Source organism: Arsenophonus nasoniae DSM 15247 (assembly GCF_000429565.1).
Taxonomy (GTDB): domain Bacteria; phylum Pseudomonadota; class Gammaproteobacteria; order Enterobacterales; family Enterobacteriaceae; genus Arsenophonus; species Arsenophonus nasoniae.
This window is the reverse complement of record NZ_AUCC01000064.1, coordinates 1-17,092: the sequence shown is the minus strand read 5'-3', so window position 1 is coordinate 17,092 and position 17,092 is coordinate 1. Positions and strand designations below refer to the sequence as shown.

Sequence of the window (17,092 nt, the reverse complement as noted above, 5' to 3'; positions counted from 1 at the left end):
TAAAGGTTACTTTTACTTTTCGGGTCATATTTATACCTATAAGATTTTGCTTAATTATAAGCTATAAATCTCTACAGTTTTATTAGACCACTACAATATCCACAAATATCTCCTTGGTTAACATAAATTATCCGTACAAAAATGTGCGAATAATACCAAGTGGATCAGTTTTAGATGATCGTTAGTGGATCAGTTTTGCATGATCGGTGACACCAGCCGATACGGGAGAAGCTGTTGTTGTGTTGTCTGACGATGCCAGCGAGGGCGTGATTAAGCTGTCTGGCGATACAGAATTAGAAGTACCAAACCAGCCTGACGATGCGAAAGAGCCGTGATCCCACTGGTAGTATATTAGAATAGTCAGCCTAGTTAATGAACTGTCTTACAAAGTCAGAAAACGTAAAAAACAGTATTTTAACTTTTCATTCCAACAGTAAGCAATCGGGGAAAATGTAACTGTTAAAAAAGGACATTTAAAAATGAAAAAGACAGAATCATTTAATGCTCATACTGCTTCATCACAAGAATTAATTGAGCGAAATCTCGTACTGAGAGAAATGGTTAAGCACTACATGATGATTACCCAAAATATCGATTATGCGGTATCTGACGGTAGAAAAGTCGATATTAAAGCGCTCCTCGCGCAATACACGCCAACCCATCTCACTGATATGCCCCTCATCAGTGAAGAAGTTGACTTTTTACGGGAACGGGTAAGAGCTACGTTTAAGGGCTTTGAACAGGAGTTTCGGGCTGCGTTAAAAAAGGAGAATATGAACGCTGGCGAGGTGGAGAAACGTCAATTCCTACGTGAACAAGCGATGCTGTCGTTTGCACTAGTAAAAGCACGGTCAAAGCTGCAAGAGGCATCCCACATAGCGACTTACCTTGCACCGTTAGGGATCACAACCCATGAAGAATCGCTGATGTATCATGGTGTGCTGGATATGCTGAATTGTCTGTGTGATGGATACGAGAACAGCCGTATAGAAGTTTACACCAACATGCTGATGGTGGGTACGCGAATACTAAAAGGCATGTTGCTGGAAGAAAAAATGCAGGATGTATTGCAAGCCAAAACGCCGGAAGAACTGGAAAAGGTATTAGATACTGCCGAACAGCAGATTGAAGAAGACATTCGTTATTTAAACGCCACAAAGACCAATTAATTCGCACGAAAATGAAAATGAAAAAGACAAAATTAATTCTGCTTTTCATTCTCCTTTGCGCTGGCATCGGGGCAGCAACTGTAGAAGACTATTCTCAAAAACAAGGTACAAAGGGGTATACCTACAAGGATTTGACCGCCTACAAGCAAAGCTGCCCTGAATGTATGAGCGTAGTAAACGACATTATTCAGATCCGCAGTCGGGTTTGCGGTCAAACCCTGAGTCCAGATGATGTGATTGTGACTGACGCACTCTACGGGTATCTGAACAGCGTCAAGCATATGGTCGGTGCGAGTGTCTACAGCAAGGTGTTACGGCTCGTGGTTGCAGAAAACGATTGCGGTAACTCCGAAAATTGGGCTAATAAGGTGCAGAAAAAAATAGAGCTAATACTTAATTAATGGGGGGCTGTATGAAAAAATATTCTATCGTTTATCTGCTCTTGCGTGTATCCTAATGCTTGCTATATACATATGCTATATGGCAAGCATTAGGAGGATGTGAACTATGATACAGCAAGGTAAAGTTTTTATGAGCAATCGAACTCAAAATGTTCGACTGCCAGCAGACACACGTTTTCCTGATGATGTTAAAGACGTTATTGTTCGAGTGAAGGGTAAAGAACGCATCATTTCTCCTGTACAAAACGCATGGGATAGTTTTTTCTTATCAGAGCAGTCTGTAACGGATGATTTTTTATCAAACAGAACTGAACAGATAACAAGCGAAAGAGAATCCTTTGATTAAATATTTACTCGATACAAATATCGTTATATTTACGATTAAACGGAAACCAGTATCGCTATTGCCTAAATTCAATCAACATACTAATCAACTGGCTATATCTGCGATAACGTTTGCAGAGCTAATTTTTGGTGCTGAAAAAAGCATGAACTCTGCTAAAAATTTAGCAACAGTTAATGACTTTGTTTCTCGATTAACCGTTTTACCTTATGACGAACAAGCTGCATTTCATTACGGTGATATAAAGGCTAATTTTGAAAAAAAAGAAAAACCAATTGGTGACAATGACTTACATATAGCCGCTCATGCCAGAAGCAAAGGGCTTGTTGTAGTAACAAACAACACTAGAGAGTTTGAAAGAGTTGAGGGGTTAAGAATCGAAGACTGGACACAATTATAAGAGATGTTACGCAGAGCTAACATCATCAGTATTTTTGTTTGAAATCGGTTTTTACCATCGAGTCCGCCAACGATGCGAGGATGAAGGTGCAATATTTAAGAAAGTAAATTACATTATTATTTAATGTGAGTGGTTGCAACAGCACGAAATTTAAAAATGCTTTTTACGTTTTCAAACTATGTGAGACATTGACCGATTGGATTAGCTGCCATAGTGGTTTTATTTTTGTTGATAACAGTTAACTGCGAAAATAGTTTACAGGGTGACAACTCCGTTTTTTTTGACGGATTTTTAAAAGCAACGTTACTTGGTTAAATATGTATTTAATACAGTAAGGAAAATTCTATGAGCGTTTTAGGGCGGTAGTAGAGGAATATTAGCGAATTTATACGACAAAAATTTTCTTTTTTTTCGAGTGAAGATTTCGGGTTCACGGAGAGCGTTATGAATGAGTTGATTTTATGTGATGCTGTAACAACAATCGGTTATGTAAAAAACAAAACGAAATCACCGAACAATCCTGCACTGAGTTATTTGTTACGGTTGAGATCGAAGAAGAGCCAAAAAACGATGCGTTCCTGTCTGACTACCGTTTCTTCGATGTTCGGGTGCAACGAACCGTTGCATTTTGACTGGTCCTCGCTGACGAGGGATATGATACAGGTGGTTCTCCAACGGCTACTGAACGAACACAAAGCCCCAAATACCATTAACCTCATTCTCTGTGCTATTAAAGGGGTTGCCGAAGAAGCTAGAGCGTCACGACTGATGGATGCAGACAATTACCATGATGTAAAAAACATAAAGAGAATTAGGGGCGCACGGATAAGTCGGGGTAGAATGCTGGAATGTACTGAAATTAAACATCTTTTTACTTTTTTGGATATTCAGACTACGGGAGCTGCGATACGGGATGCTGCGCTCATATCGCTCATGTTCGGCTGTGGGTTGAGGCGTTCAGAAGTGGCTGACCTCGATATAGACCATATTGATTTTGAAAATAACAAAATCGACATACACGGGAAAGGCAACAAGGAACGGATCAACTATATGCCGCCTGAAACTGCCAAGCGAATGTCTCTGTGGGTAGACACGGTGAGGGGCGATCATAGTGGACCACTATTTACTCGGATCCGAAAAAACGATGATGTAACCAGTGACAGGCTTACCACAAACGGAATTGGCTTTATTATTAAACAACTCGTTACAAAACTGTCACTTAAATTATTCACACCGCATGATTTACGGCGATCCTACGCTTCATTACTACTGGAAAATGGCGAAGATATACTGACAGTAAAAGAAGCTCTGGGTCACGCCAGCGTGGTAACGACTCAACAATACGACAAACGGAGTATCAAGCGTTTAGAGGCTGCTGCGCTAAACTTTTCGTTTGGAAAAAAAACATGAGAGATATAATGTTGTGGACGGCATCAGAACATACGAAACGGTTTAACACCCTGAGAGCACCGTTTTTTGTCGAAAAAATAGCAAGTTACACTGAAGCGCCTCGTGTGGGACGTTTGTCAGATCATCGTCAATCCAGCGCTGATAGTGTCCATTAAAATTTAAGTGGACACTATCAGCGGTGACAGACACCCTACGCCCTACAACATGGCGCTTAAGTATATCTGGTTGGTAAGTTTAACTGAAAATAAATCTGAAAAACCAAGAGTTATTGAAATGTCGCTGTTTTTTGATAAACCCACCCACACCAAAAGAAACCTGATTAAGCACGGATGGCAAGTGGACGGTCACAATTTGATTTCCCCTGAGTGGTGGAGTGAATGACATGAAAGTTTTAAAAATGTATTTTTCATTATTTGTTTTTTCGTATGGGGCGTTTTGGTCTATCCCAACCGCGAGAGTCATTTCCCGTCAGATATTCTATATTGCGCTGATATTATACTGTGTGGGTACGATTTTTCATGTGCCTATTTTTGAGTTTATGGCGAAAAGCACCACACTGGTTCTGGCTTTTGTGCCTCCAATTTGTTGCTATTCCTACTTCATGCTGCCAATTAAGCGCGAGATCCCGAATATCATTCGAGCCTCTACACATGAGGACGCGAGGAATTTTTCACTGACGCTGGAGAATAACGGAAAAATCAGAACACTTAATCTAATCCACGTAAAGCCTGTCATATTAACTTTTTTCATCAAATATATTGAATATATTGTTGACTACGCAAAACATAGAAATCTAATCATTAAGGGCAAAGATTAAGCGGTAAACCGCCAGAAAACAAAAAAACTATTCGGTACTATCGTATGATTGAATCATCAACTGAAAAATATTCTCATGTATGTGCTTGCCGTTGCGGTGATCCTATTTGAAATGAGGCGTTACCTGAAAAAAAAGAAAATACATTTTTTTTCTATCGCACTATTAGTTTGCATGGCAGTTGTAAGCATCGTTAAATCATTCTTTCTTGATTTTTACATTGTGCCGACAGCCTCAATGTCTCCAACCATCCATTCGGGCGATTTAACGCTCTCCTTACCCTACAAAGATCGCCGTGACAAGCTATACAGGGGAGATGTTGTGATATTTCATCCTTCTGCGTTTCCTAGCTTTATTTATGTTAAACGCATCGTTGGAGTTGCGGGGGATACCGTTTCTTTTAATACGAACAAAGAAATACTGGTTAATAGAAAACCCGTTAGAATTGAAAAAGAAAAAAACAATTTCAATATAATATACGAAGGAATACAAGATCGTGACGGTAAAACATATCAATATATGACCGACAGGAATAAACCGTTTGTTGAGCCTATATACACCACTTGGCACGTTCCAGACGGGTATGTTTTTGTCATGGGAGACAACAGAGATAATTCTTGGGATTCTCGCTATTGGGAAAATCCAGTGGGTACACCGAAAGAATTGAGGGGCTTATTGCCGACAAAAAACATAATCAGTCGCTACATGGAAACCGCGATTAACATCCCCTTTTTTAAAGAGGATTTTGATTTTGGACGCTTGGGATTAAATATAATGGGTGATGCTCAAAAAAAAGGAGAGAAGTAACAATGATTTCATTAACCTTTAAAACCAGTAATAAAAATCTGGTGGAAAGGTATAAAGACGCTCTGAACGTCTATGACGACTGGAAAACCAATACAAAAATATCATGTGTTGGGGCTGGGTTTGGTAAATTTATGGGGATTGATTTAATGATCCCAATATTTTTTTTTCGCTCACAATCACTGGGTATTGTGAATGTAAATGATTTTGTGGAAATTTCCAAAGTCGGTTCAATCATGTCTTTTACAGAACAGGGTAAACATTCAGACTTCTACCAAAAACTCTCAGAATATAGTCAGTCCGCCTTACATTCGATGAAAGTAAAAGACACTTACGGGAACAAGGAAAATCACTCGTTCAGCCATGCTGTGACATACACCTTAGATGCGTTTTCGATAGCGAAGCACATTGGCATCGAAACGCATAGTCAGGCGTGGTTGGTGGAAGACGAGCTTATTCTTATTTATCCAACTCTGATTTTGGATAATGACATAAATTACAAAAAGTTAGATGAAAATGACTGGTGGGAGATAAAAGCGAGCGAGTTTAAAAAGCTCTACATGAAGGGATTATTGAGTGAAGTTAGGCATCCGATCTAATTTAACGGTTATATGCGGTGTTGTTTGTCTGTTGTTAACGGGCTGCGGGGCAAACACAAATACCCGCAATACCGAATTGGCTTACGCGAACAGCAAATATCAAGATTTTACTGGATTCAGTAAAAAAAGTGATGAATTGTTGATAGTGAGAAACGAACTGAACCTAGATAACCGAAAAATAAAAGACTTTTATTTTTTGGATGGGAGTCAGGAAACTATAATGAAAGTAAGCCTTTCAACTATGCCGTGTTCCATGCTGCTGAAAAAGCATAATACATCATCGGGTCTGATGTGGTCCGTATTTGACATGAGTTGCTATGAAAACGAAGGTGATTATGCCAATTGAACACTTAATCACCAGCACGGTATTGTTCACCGCATTATCCGCAACAGCAATGTGAAAACTGCTTTTCATAGGATATTCACTCACCTATTTGCTAGCAAAAACATACAGTAAAGTCGCTTCTGCGGATATGAGGACTGTGCTAGGAACGGAATATATTCAATACATGAACGGGCAACAAATAATCACCAATGAAGGCATACATGTGATCGATGCGAGTGCTAGGTTGACTTTTCAAACACTGACGTTCATGCAATAAAATCAAGGTAAAAAATGAAAAGAAGACGTTACAGGAAGAAAACACCGCCACTGAATATACATCTGTTTCTGTGTGCTCTTTATATCGCGGGTGCTGTTTTCATGGATTTTCACTTTATCGTTTTATTGATTGGATTGGTGATCCCTTACTTGGGGGTGATAACCCTATCCCCGTATGCGAAAGTCGTTCGGCTTTACAAAAAAGGGAACCCTGAGTGGGCGACAATCAACGTTAAAATAAAATCTCCTTTTTTAAATCCGTATATGACGATACCTATTATTATCATTACGATATTAGCAATATTTTTTATGGGCTATGACTATGTTTTTGCACGGCTTATAGTTCATTACGGTGTTTTTGAGGTTAGAGATGCACTGGCGATATTTCGTAGTGAAAACATCATTAATACCTACTTCAATCGCGATCACATAAATGCCTATGGCTATTTTATAGTAGGCTTGATTCACGCCATCACGCTATATCTGATCGCCCTCTATGCAACAACCTCCCTGTACCGATATAAGCAACAAACCATGTTCACTGGCGTTATTAGGCAAGCCACGCAAAGCAAAGAAACTTTGGAGTTTATCCGAACGCTCTCTTGGCGTGAGTTTGAGGAATTTGTCAGGGAGTTGTTCAAAAGCAAAGGGTTTGAAGCCCAAACGACAAAGTACGGTCTAGACAACGTGAAAGATATTATCCTGCAAAAGGACGGCATGAAAGCCATTGCACAATGTAAACACTGGAAAACAGAACAGGTTGGAATCGCAGTGGCAAGGGAAATGATTGGCGTATTGGAAGCAGATAAAGAAGCCACTCACGTTTTTTTAGTGACTTCGGGATCGTTCTCGAATGACGCTATTCTATTCAGGCAACAAGTCGCTGACAGGCTCACGTTGATAGACGGTAATGAGATAGTGAATCACTTTTTGAACTCGAAAAACTAAAATTAAGGGATTAAAGCCATCCTATGACGCTTAACTCAATAAAACGACATTTTATTTAAGATACCATCACAACAATATTAACAGATTGTTTAAAAGGCTGAGGCACGATGAAACCAGACGAAAACAAAAACACAATAGGTAGCTCATTTATTGCTGGCAAAGAAAAAAAATTTAAGCTAGATAAGAAAAAAGGGCGATACCTCATTGTACTGATAGTGGTTCTCGTTGCAGTTGCCGCTTTACTCTATTTAAAACCGACAACATCAGATAAAGAAATCCCTGAAACTGTAGACTTCTACAGTGATCTTGATAGCTCCGTAGCTGTATTCAAGAGCGAGGACAAGAAAGATCCACAAGCGCAAACGGCAACCAGTGAGTCAACTCCTGCACCAGAAGCAAATGCGAGTTCAACTGAGCTACCTCCTGCACTAGAGGCAAACAAAGCCGCTGAGAGCGCATCAGAAGCAAATGCGGGTTCAACGGAGTTAACTCCTGATCCTGACGCATTTAAAAAAGATTATGTCACAACCAAAGAACAGCAAGAAAAACAATTATCCGATCTATACCACAATGCAATTAACGGGAAAACATCGGAACAAGACTCACAACAAAATATCAGTTATGAAGGTCAACAGGTAATGATCCCTTACAATGAGGGTGAACAAACCAAAATATATTTGTACAAAAACTTTTCTGTGAAAATATTTCTTGGTAAGCAAAAAAACCAGAAAGATATTACGACTCTCGATTACTTTATTAACGGATCGGATGATAGTGATTCATATAAACTTCGTCTGTTACCAAACAACGTCTTGTTGCTGTCAAAAAACACAAATGTTGAGAGTTGGGGCGGTACTGACCTGTTTGTAACGACTGGGGGCAAAAACTATACTTTTATATTATTGAATGCGACTACGCCCTCTGAAAGAACAGACTCTATCCGATATATCAGCAACACCAAGAAATCAACAATCGCCAAAAAGTAGATTATGTACCCATGTAGCATTCAACATTGTAAGTCATTTTTTTATGCCCCCGTTTGGGGCTTTTTTTTACCACAAGAGTTCTCTCTATGAAAAATAAAATTAATATCATCGAAGTGACTGATGAAGTAATGATGATCCCTTACTCCTACGTCCTATGTCGTCACTTGACCGACAACCGCCTTGTGCGCGGGGAATCGGTGATAGGAACATACCAAAAAGAGCTTATTACCGCGCCAGAAACCAATCTGCCGTTTGCTACTGAGTACATAGAGTATGCTTGGATAGAAACGGAAGATGGGATGATTGTTGATCCGTGCGAGAATGTACGGTTGAACATGGCGGATATTAATCTGACAAAAAAAGAAAAAAACCATAATTATTTTGGGGCAGTCAACCCAACCGCTATCAACAGAAAACAGCTACCAAAACATTGCACCGCCAATGAAGTATTCACATTAAAGCAAGGTGCAGAGTCCGAAGCAGTTAGACGTATTTTAGATTATGAAAAAAACGTGACCGGATTAACTATGACGGAAGCTGCGTACATCGCTAACCTTCATCATTCGGATTATCTTGGTTATGAAAGAATCATTTTGAAATTGCTAGTTAACCGACACTTAGAAAAAATCATCAACAAAGATAACCTACAGAACCTGTTTTAAGTTTTCAGGCATTGATCCACTAGTGATAAAAAAACGCTTCTAAAGGGAAAAATAACAACCAAATCCGTACTCATCAACCTACGGAAACGAAATCATCAGGAGATGGGATAGACAACAGTACATTAAGTGTTGAAGAACAACCGGAATTATCTGCAAGGCTGAATGAAATTACGGCTAACGAATAAAATAAAGATCATGGAAGTCACCAATAGATTCAATAGGATCATCTATCTTTAATAAAAAAATATTGGTACAGAAATAAAACTGTACCAATAAATTAGATATTGAAAGTTAAAAAGTCAGGAGGTGACTAACAATATCTATTTTAAATTCAATCAAATAACAATTTATTATTTACTTGTATTTACATCATCTTTAATACAAAAGGCTTTGGAATCAAGGTAGTTTAGTGATTCATTCTCAAAATTATTTCTAAATTCCTTTACTGCAAGCTGACAACCTTGTTATGTTTTAAATTTCTGAGTATGAATACTGGCAAAATTATTTGTTGAATAAGGAGTTGAAAACATAGTAATAATTAATACCCACATATTATTCTCCTTTATTTATTATTAAAATAATTATTATCTATATTAATAATAGAAATATGAAGATTTTAAATTACTATGCTTCGATATTTCCCTAGTGTTGGAATTAAAGTTCAATTAATATTTTTATTTAAATTAAATATAAGTAACATATACAAAATAAAAAACACCTAAGTCTTAGGTGTTTTTAGATGAGAGCCTTTTAAAATTTATGATTAAATATAATAATCAATTGTTTATCAGTAAAATATAGACTTAATTTGTTGTGGGCACTAGACTATTTATTCAACTTGCTTCCTAAATTTCATTAATAGCCAATAAGTAATTCCAGCCACCAGAATAGAATTTAAAGAAGGGATGCCAAATCTAAAGATTACACCAACAAAAGTTCCAACAATACAGGCAATAATAGCCGACCAGCCAATGAGATGAGTCGATGAATCATTCGGCAGTAATCCTTGTTCTCTAGTTTCGTCTAATAATTTCCGACTCGTTTTCAAAATATAGTAGTCAACCAGCATCACACCTGCTATTGGGGGGAAAATAACGCCAAGCATGGAAAGGAAATCAACGAAATAGTTTAAAATACCAAACACCGATAATGATGTTCCTATCATTCCTAAAGATACTGTCAAAAAAACATAATTTGTTTTTTTCTTGCTAATTATTTTTATTGTATTAGATAATCCAAGTGATGAAGAATATAAATTAATATCATTTATTTTTATTGCGGATAATATTACTGATAGTAGACCTATCCATCCTGCGCTATGTGTCATTATAGTTACAATATCAGCGGTCTCTAATGCATGCGCCATTAATATGGCAATTGCATTAATAATAAATTCACCAACAATAACTGATAATGTTATCATCCAAAACACATGATTATTATTTTTACAGTATCGGCTTATATCGGGCGTAATTAATGCGCCAATAATAACTACTCCTGATATGATCGTAGTTCCTTCTCCAAGTGTCAGTGGATTACCTTTTGGTGAAGAATTCATTAAATCTAAATAGCATCCATCTTTAAATAAGTAAAAAATAATCCATCCGACAACCAAACAAAACAAAGGAACTGAAATTTTTGCTGTCCAACTCAATGCTCGAAAACCAAAAGCGACTAATACAGTTAATAATATTCCTGAAAAAGCAGTTATCCACCCAAAGTTAATTTTGTAATCTAATGCATAAGATAGTCCTTCCGCAAGAATTGAATTTTGCACGCCAAACCAACCAAGAAGGCTAATTGCTATTGCCAACCCGATTAATGCTGACCCTAAACGCCCAAATCCAGTCCATCTTGCAAGAAGACTAATTGATAATCCTTCTTTCATCCCTGCAAGACCAAGGCCAAGAGCAACAAATTCCAAAAGTAAACTACCTAAACATGTCGCAAGCATAGCGTTCCAGAAGGTCATTCCATGGCCTAAAGTGGCGCCTAACATAAACTGTGATAAAGCTGTTGCCATTCCCATACGCACCAAAGTTACATTAACTAAACTAACTCTTGCTTCCTTTGGAACTCTATCAAGAGAGTAAGTATCCTCCGATATTTTTCTTTTTATCATTTTTCTTCATCCTTGGTTATATGGTTGCATCAGAAAACATTTTCTTATTGGAAATAAAAAACATTCTAAAATTTAACCTTAGTAAGAAACTTATAACAAATACACCTAATTTTTAGGTGTGTTATCCTTATTTAATTAACTATTCTTAAGTTAGAATAAGTGAAATGGAGAATCAATATTATGACTAGCATCCAAAATAGCATTAAACGATATTCATCGTCGCCTCAATCGCTTATATCTTTTATGGAACATAGCGAAGAACATTGGTTCATAAAGGATACTGAATCACGATATATTTACATGAATAATACTGCATTAAGTTATTTTAATGTACCTAGTGGATTTAGTATGGAGGGTAGGTTAGATAAGGAAGTTCCATTGCAATCAAGTCAAGATCTTTGGCCTGAGCTTGTTGAGCATGATAAAAATGTTATTGAAAAAAACAAAATGTTATCAGCCATCGAAATTCATTATTATGGAAAGAGTAATAATCAGGTTCCCCATCTTTGCAATAAAAGCCCTCTTTATGATGATAAAAATCAAATAATTGGTCTTGTTTGTCATGGAAGAGCTATCGAGATCCCTACATGTTTGTATTATATGAATCGGTTAAATAGAAACACTATTCAATTTGATGCGCCTAATGACACCTTCACCAAAAGAGAATTGGAAGTTATTTTTTGGGCACAACAACGGCTCACTGCTAAAGAAATAGCGAAAAGATTAGACATTTCTTATCAAACAGTTGAAGGGCATTTGAAATTAATCTATAAAAAAGCTGATGTTCATAGTAATTTTCAGCTAATTGAATATTGTAAACATACAGGGCTAGATAGATATATTCCTACTGATTTTATTCGCAAAGGCGTACAGTTAATCAATTAGTGATTTATTTTTTATAGCTAAACACCTAATATTTAGGTGTGTTTTTTTAAAAAAAAGTAAGTAATCTAAAAATGTCTCTGAGAAGTTAGAGATCGGGATTATCACCCCGTAGAATCAAGACCGGCATGTAGTATAGTGCCGGCATCCTTCGCTCATCTCTTCTATGGTGGGCTGGATGGGGCAGCTGAAAAGCTGGCCGTTATCTTGATTCCGGTTGTGATAACCCTGTCCAGTCTACCGCCCAATCTCAATTCAAATCTGGGTGTCTAGACTTCTGCCTCAATTCTTTTTTTCAAGAGGAATGATGATGCACGAGTACGCTTTAGATTTTTTAAATAAAAATAAAAGAATTTTAATAATGAAACACCCTCAAAAACGGGGCTTTGATAGCTAATTTTGGCTGGCGAACTGGCCAATATCAGGGAAAAACCAAAAGGGAATATGTAGCGTCAATGACGCATATTCCCTTTTCTTTAATAAAAAAAAGATTTTTGATATTTCTATTTTTTCGTTTGAGAACAAGGGGAAATAATCATGATTCAACCCAACAAACACAGAACCACCTTTCGGCGATTAAAATCTGGTATGTTCGTTTTTCATAACGACGAAATTCTGAAAATCATCAAATTACGGGAGCGAAAAATGACCGAGAAAGGCTTGATGTATCATTTTGATGTTAATGGTGGTAACGGAAGTCTTATAGGTGAAAGTGGCAAGCGAATATTTGTTAAAAATAAATGAAGACCTTCAGGCTATCTATTGAAAGATAAGTGTCGTTCAGGAGCAATAACCGAGTAAAGCAGTTGATCAATTTCGAGTTATCGTATTTAGCTAAAAAGCGGATCAGGTTTCGGTGATCATTGACACAATGAACCTGTCTTTATAAAAAAAGGGCTTATGATAGATAGGGGGCCCTAGATATAACCTTATAATTATTGAGTTACTGTAGTTGAGAAAAAGAAACAAGCGGTTTAAATTTGTTCGCCTTTTGTAGCCTTTGTATGTGCATGATAAGTTCCATCACACAAGCACTTATGCCTAAGGTGTCGATTGCGCGGGTTACAGCCACATACAGTAAGTTTAATTCATCATTGATATACGCATAATCTATCTGATCTGTCTTATTGCCAATTCTCTCTAGGTACTCAATCATTGAAGGGAAATCACCGTCAATCTCTACCACATTCCAATCTAAACCTTTTGATGAATGAGCAGTAACAAGTATTAAATCGGCTTCATCCTGAGATTTTATGGATGATTTAGTAATTGAATCAACAATATCGGTAACGTTGCTCCCGTGCTCGTCAATCAAAACAATAGCTCTGGTGAGAGTGGAATCAGTCGTAATTTTTGCAATTTTAACTAGAGCATCCCACGATGGGTATTTTTCCAAAATTGCTTTGTTTTTGATTTTTTCTTTTTCATTCAGCTTCAGATAGTAATAATCAACAATATCCCATAACGAATACTTCTCCACGCCGCCTACAAAGCAGATTTTTTTCCCTTTACTGCCAGCATCTATCGCATTGAAGATAACAGAAAGGTTACTCCGAGATATGATGGTTCTAGGGTATATTTCCTGAATGGTCTTTTTTGGTAGCAACCTATCCTCTTTGTACGCACGGAGAGGGATATTTTCACCTTTCAACCGCAAAACTACATTGGCAATGGCAGCAACTTTTCTCCCGAAGCGATAAGATTCAGTCAAACGCAACACCTTTGCGCCCTCACTGGCAGCAGCACTCAACACATCAAATGAGCCACGCCAACGGTTAATCATCTGGTGCGGATCACCAACATAAATCCGCATACAGCTACATTTATCCAGTAGTGCTTTCGTCACCATGTTTACGTCTTGAGCTTCGTCTAAAAGAATAATGTCGTACCATTTGTCTAATGATGGACCTGTTAATTGGTAATGTTTAATGAAGAAGTCAGGGGGGCATGGAAAATCATTTTCAGGATCAGCCTGTAAGCAGTATGCCTTTATTGCAATAGACAAGGCTTCAATCCTTTCAGGTTCTTTGTAAACCGTTTTCTTGTTTTGGCTTTCCTTTGGAACATGCGATATATTGATGCTTTCATCAGCAGAAAAGTAAAAATTTGAGAGCGTTTTATACACAATGAAACGCAAAGAGAATGACGTGATGTTAAATTCTTTCGCCAGATCAAAGATGCCAAAATTTAACTTAATCTTTTGCTTTAAGTCAGCAAAATAGCGATATGCGAGTGCGTGTGTCGTAACCACTTTCACGTTGTCAGGGAATTTGCGCTGTGCCTCTTGCTGTACGCCTTTGTTGTACGCTAAATACAAAATACGATGCTCTTTGTACTTTTCGGAAAACTTCTTAAGAATAAACGTCTTACCCGAGCCAGCATACGCCATACAGCAAACATAATTTGATTGGCAATTAAGGAAGTCTTGCTGTTCTCTCGAAATGGTAATCACATCACTCATATCATTTCCCGTGTAAAAACGTAAAAAAAAATTTTCCAACATACTGAAAGATGATTTTAAATTGGTAAACATAGAATTATTTTAAGTTTACAATTATCAATTAACGCAAAATATGGCTGTTTTATCATCACCATCTTGAAGAAGAAGCCACATTTTATGTGACTTCTTGCATGGAGAGAGTATTTTGAAACTTACAGAACTGGTAGGATAGTTGTAACTGCTTCCGAAGAAGACATAATACCGTTGACGATGTCAGGCGCATAGTACAGACCGATGGCAGCACCAACAGCAACCGCGAAAGTCATCAGAGATTGACGAACTACCGCAGCAGCGATACCAACAACCACAATCAGACCAACCAACACACGCCCCAACGAACCTTGCATGTATTGAGTGATTTGCAGCCAAACGTCTTTAAAGCCTGTTTGTTCAGTACCCTTCCCATAAGCAACTACGAGAGCCAGAGCAGCAACGGTGGCGATAGCGAGTACGATTAACATTACGTTCTTAGCATTGAACGATTTCATCAGTGGTGTCTTTACAGCTTGTACAGATTGACTCATGTTTCTTTCCTTTTTTCATTTTTACGAAAAGAGACGTAACCAGATTGGTTACAAAGTAAATATACGAAAAACCATACTATAGATTGCTTCATTACATGAAAGAAACGAACCAATAGTTTTTCAAAAACATACCAGTGCAGTAATAAAATATTGACCTATGGTTATTCTTTCGCCATTTCTTCGATGGTATTAATAAACTGTTCCATCGGTAATGCACCGATAATCGGTTTCATTTTTCCAGTTTTATTGTCAATAATAATGGTAGTCGGTGTTGCGGAAATACCTAACGCTTGGCTTTCTGCTTTATCATTTTCAATAATATTTTTTATTTCACCGCTTGCATCTTTCAAACATGCTTCGTATTTAGCAAGATCAAGTTTGTATTTTGCGGTAATCGCCGCATCCGTCAAATCGAGGTTTTTACTTCCCCAACTTGCAATAATATCCCAATAGTTCTTTTCGTCCTGTTTGCCAGCGCAAATGTATTTCTTCGCCTGTTCAGTCGCCATCGGTTCGTGCATTGGTAACGGGCTGTTTTTCCACTTCCAGTTCACCAGTCCTTCATTAGCAGAATCTACCAGAGATCTTGGGGTAGCAGCGAGGCGTTGGCAGTACGTGCATTGAAAATCCATGTACGTTACCAAAGAGAACCGTGCATCTTTGCTACCGTAGGTCAGCACGTCTTTGTTGATTTTGACGGTCTCGATATTCAAACTCGAATCCCTTGCTGGTTGCCTTTTCTGTTGTGGATGGCTAGGTACATTACTATTTTCAGAAAGTTCAATGATTTTATTAAAAGAAGATCTGAGTTTAGCTAGTTCTTTATTGCTAACCTCTTGCTGTTTCACAAGTGATGTCAATAATGCGTTGGTTTTCGTATTTGCTTGGTATAGCTTCCATATACCAAATCCAACTACTCCTATAACACTCACCACCAGTAAATACAGTGCAATAGGTAATTTAGTAGATAATGTATTATTCTTTTTTGAATCCATTAAAAAATACCTTTTTGATATAAGTTAGTTGACTGAATGCTGATAGGTTCACGTTGGTTGTCGATATACATTTTAAGGCGATAATCCCTCAAACTATTTGGTTCACCGCGAGTCAAAATGCTGAGTTCTTCTTCGGTAAGTCGGTAATTTGGATCTGAGCAATATTTGTTTTTGACTCTGATATATTCATCACGGATTGATTTGTTTTCAGGCGTTTCGTTGAGTAAATAACCATGCCAGTTTTCACCACAAAATGAAGGTGATTGGGTTTTTGTAAGATAACGGCCTTTGAAGTTCTTACCCGTTCTCTCTACGCTGGATAAGAGTAAGTCGGTATGAAAACTACGGTCGATAACAAGATGCTTTTTACCTTGTTCATAAATTTCATAGGGCGATGCGATAACATGCCGATAACCTTGTTCTCTCAAGGCTGCACCGCCCCTGTCTACGTTCTTCCAACTTTCGCGGTAAGTGTAATCAGGTGGATAATTCACTTTTACAGGTTTTATCGCAACGTTCTGACTGATTTTGCCTTTTTGTGAGCTATCAAAGTACGGTCCAGCAGAATCAATGATGATAGTGGATGTTTTGGCATAGTCACCGTTTTCTAGCCGTGAATTATTTGAATTACAGCCTGCAACCGCTAAGGTAAAGAACGTAGCACGCTACGCGTGAGCGGCGCAGCGGTGCTGCTTCGGGGATGTTAATGAGTTGAGTACTGTTTTATACTCTGCAGTAGGTTAATTTTTTTCAGGGATTCATCTCGATGGCTCGCAATAAATCTCCCAGAAAGCGTAAACCGGTTAAATCAGGCAGGCTGCCCGTCACTTCACGTGCCACAGCGCCTGTTTATCCGAAACGTTTTATGCTCTCTCTCCCACCCGAAAATGATGATGACAGACCGCCTGAATTTTTTTATGACACCCTAAAAG

General features: G+C 37.9%; 20 protein-coding genes. 15 read left to right on the top strand and 5 right to left on the bottom strand.

Annotation, left to right across the window (positions count from 1 at the left end):
• The first annotated feature begins 479 nt into the window (after window positions 1-479).
• From G468_RS0112400 to G468_RS0112335, 13 genes are all read left to right on the top strand, one after another.
• The gene (locus G468_RS0112400; RefSeq protein ID WP_026823399.1) at window positions 480-1,169 is read left to right on the top strand and encodes a hypothetical protein; all 690 of its coding nucleotides are present in this window, start codon (window positions 480-482) and stop codon (window positions 1,167-1,169) included.
• Between the two features lie 17 nt (window positions 1,170-1,186).
• A complete protein-coding gene (locus G468_RS0112395) occupies window positions 1,187-1,570 on the top strand; it encodes a hypothetical protein (RefSeq protein ID WP_026823398.1) in 384 nt (127 codons plus the stop codon).
• A gap of 106 nt (window positions 1,571-1,676) precedes the next feature.
• The gene (gene vapB, locus G468_RS0112390) at window positions 1,677-1,916 is read left to right on the top strand and encodes a type II toxin-antitoxin system VapB family antitoxin (protein ID WP_026823397.1); all 240 of its coding nucleotides are present in this window, start codon (window positions 1,677-1,679) and stop codon (window positions 1,914-1,916) included.
• Window positions 1,909-2,313 (top strand): type II toxin-antitoxin system tRNA(fMet)-specific endonuclease VapC, encoded by a 405-nt coding sequence (vapC, locus tag G468_RS0112385; RefSeq protein ID WP_026823396.1) that lies wholly within the window; start codon window positions 1,909-1,911, stop codon window positions 2,311-2,313. Before vapB ends, vapC begins: the two co-directional genes overlap by 8 nt.
• A gap of 444 nt (window positions 2,314-2,757) precedes the next feature.
• Window positions 2,758-3,723 (top strand): tyrosine-type recombinase/integrase, encoded by a 966-nt coding sequence (locus tag G468_RS0112380; RefSeq protein ID WP_051297076.1) that lies wholly within the window; start codon window positions 2,758-2,760, stop codon window positions 3,721-3,723.
• Complete coding sequence (locus G468_RS23830; protein WP_155846998.1) at window positions 3,720-3,878, top strand: hypothetical protein; 159 nt, start codon at window positions 3,720-3,722, stop codon at window positions 3,876-3,878. Before G468_RS0112380 ends, G468_RS23830 begins: the two co-directional genes overlap by 4 nt.
• Window positions 3,879-4,105: 227 nt before the next feature.
• Window positions 4,106-4,540 carry a hypothetical protein gene (locus tag G468_RS0112365; protein WP_026823394.1) on the top strand — a complete coding sequence of 145 codons (435 nt, stop codon included), beginning with the start codon at window positions 4,106-4,108 and terminating at the stop codon, window positions 4,538-4,540.
• A gap of 48 nt (window positions 4,541-4,588) precedes the next feature.
• Window positions 4,589-5,344, top strand: coding sequence for a signal peptidase I (gene lepB / locus G468_RS0112360; protein ID WP_135678964.1), 756 nt, complete (start codon window positions 4,589-4,591; stop codon window positions 5,342-5,344).
• Between the two features lie 2 nt (window positions 5,345-5,346).
• A complete protein-coding gene (locus tag G468_RS0112355) occupies window positions 5,347-5,940 on the top strand; it encodes a hypothetical protein (protein ID WP_026823392.1) in 594 nt (197 codons plus the stop codon).
• On the top strand, window positions 5,918-6,286 hold the full coding sequence (locus G468_RS0112350; RefSeq protein WP_026823391.1) for a hypothetical protein: 369 nt from the start codon (window positions 5,918-5,920) through the stop codon (window positions 6,284-6,286). The genes G468_RS0112355 and G468_RS0112350 overlap by 23 nt, the downstream gene beginning before the upstream one ends.
• Window positions 6,287-6,556: 270 nt before the next feature.
• Window positions 6,557-7,489: a restriction endonuclease gene (locus G468_RS22520; RefSeq protein ID WP_026823390.1), complete on the top strand. Its 933-nt coding sequence runs from the start codon at window positions 6,557-6,559 to the stop codon at window positions 7,487-7,489.
• A 107-nt stretch (window positions 7,490-7,596) separates the two neighbouring features.
• Window positions 7,597-8,475 (top strand): hypothetical protein, encoded by an 879-nt coding sequence (locus G468_RS0112340; RefSeq protein WP_026823389.1) that lies wholly within the window; start codon window positions 7,597-7,599, stop codon window positions 8,473-8,475.
• Window positions 8,476-8,561: 86 nt separating this feature from the next.
• Window positions 8,562-9,137 (top strand): hypothetical protein, encoded by a 576-nt coding sequence (locus G468_RS0112335; protein WP_026823388.1) that lies wholly within the window; start codon window positions 8,562-8,564, stop codon window positions 9,135-9,137.
• 829 nt (window positions 9,138-9,966) lie between these two features.
• Here G468_RS0112335 and G468_RS0112325 read toward each other — a convergent pair.
• Window positions 9,967-11,259, bottom strand: a complete 1,293-nt coding sequence (locus G468_RS0112325) for a purine-cytosine permease family protein (RefSeq protein WP_026823387.1) — start codon at window positions 11,257-11,259, stop codon at window positions 9,967-9,969.
• 180 nt (window positions 11,260-11,439) lie between these two features.
• Here G468_RS0112325 and G468_RS0112320 point away from each other — a divergent pair, with 180 nt between their 5' ends.
• Window positions 11,440-12,144 carry a helix-turn-helix transcriptional regulator gene (locus tag G468_RS0112320; RefSeq protein ID WP_071846884.1) on the top strand — a complete coding sequence of 235 codons (705 nt, stop codon included), beginning with the start codon at window positions 11,440-11,442 and terminating at the stop codon, window positions 12,142-12,144.
• 534 nt (window positions 12,145-12,678) lie between these two features.
• Window positions 12,679-12,885 (top strand): hypothetical protein, encoded by a 207-nt coding sequence (locus G468_RS0112315; RefSeq protein WP_026823385.1) that lies wholly within the window; start codon window positions 12,679-12,681, stop codon window positions 12,883-12,885.
• 199 nt (window positions 12,886-13,084) lie between these two features.
• Here the strand turns inward: G468_RS0112315 and G468_RS0112310 are convergent, their stop codons facing one another.
• The 4 genes from G468_RS0112310 to G468_RS20800 form a co-directional block, all read right to left on the bottom strand.
• Window positions 13,085-14,602: a UvrD-helicase domain-containing protein gene (locus G468_RS0112310; RefSeq protein WP_026823384.1), complete on the bottom strand. Its 1,518-nt coding sequence runs from the start codon at window positions 14,600-14,602 to the stop codon at window positions 13,085-13,087.
• 191 nt (window positions 14,603-14,793) lie between these two features.
• Window positions 14,794-15,165 (bottom strand): TraA family conjugative transfer protein, encoded by a 372-nt coding sequence (gene traA / locus G468_RS0112305; protein WP_246067603.1) that lies wholly within the window; start codon window positions 15,163-15,165, stop codon window positions 14,794-14,796.
• Window positions 15,166-15,326: 161 nt separating this feature from the next.
• Complete coding sequence (locus tag G468_RS0112300) at window positions 15,327-16,160, bottom strand: DsbA family protein (protein WP_026823382.1); 834 nt, start codon at window positions 16,158-16,160, stop codon at window positions 15,327-15,329.
• The gene (locus G468_RS20800; RefSeq protein ID WP_135678966.1) at window positions 16,160-16,654 is read right to left on the bottom strand and encodes a hypothetical protein; all 495 of its coding nucleotides are present in this window, start codon (window positions 16,652-16,654) and stop codon (window positions 16,160-16,162) included. The genes G468_RS0112300 and G468_RS20800 overlap by 1 nt, the downstream gene beginning before the upstream one ends.
• Window positions 16,655-17,092 lie beyond the last annotated feature (438 nt).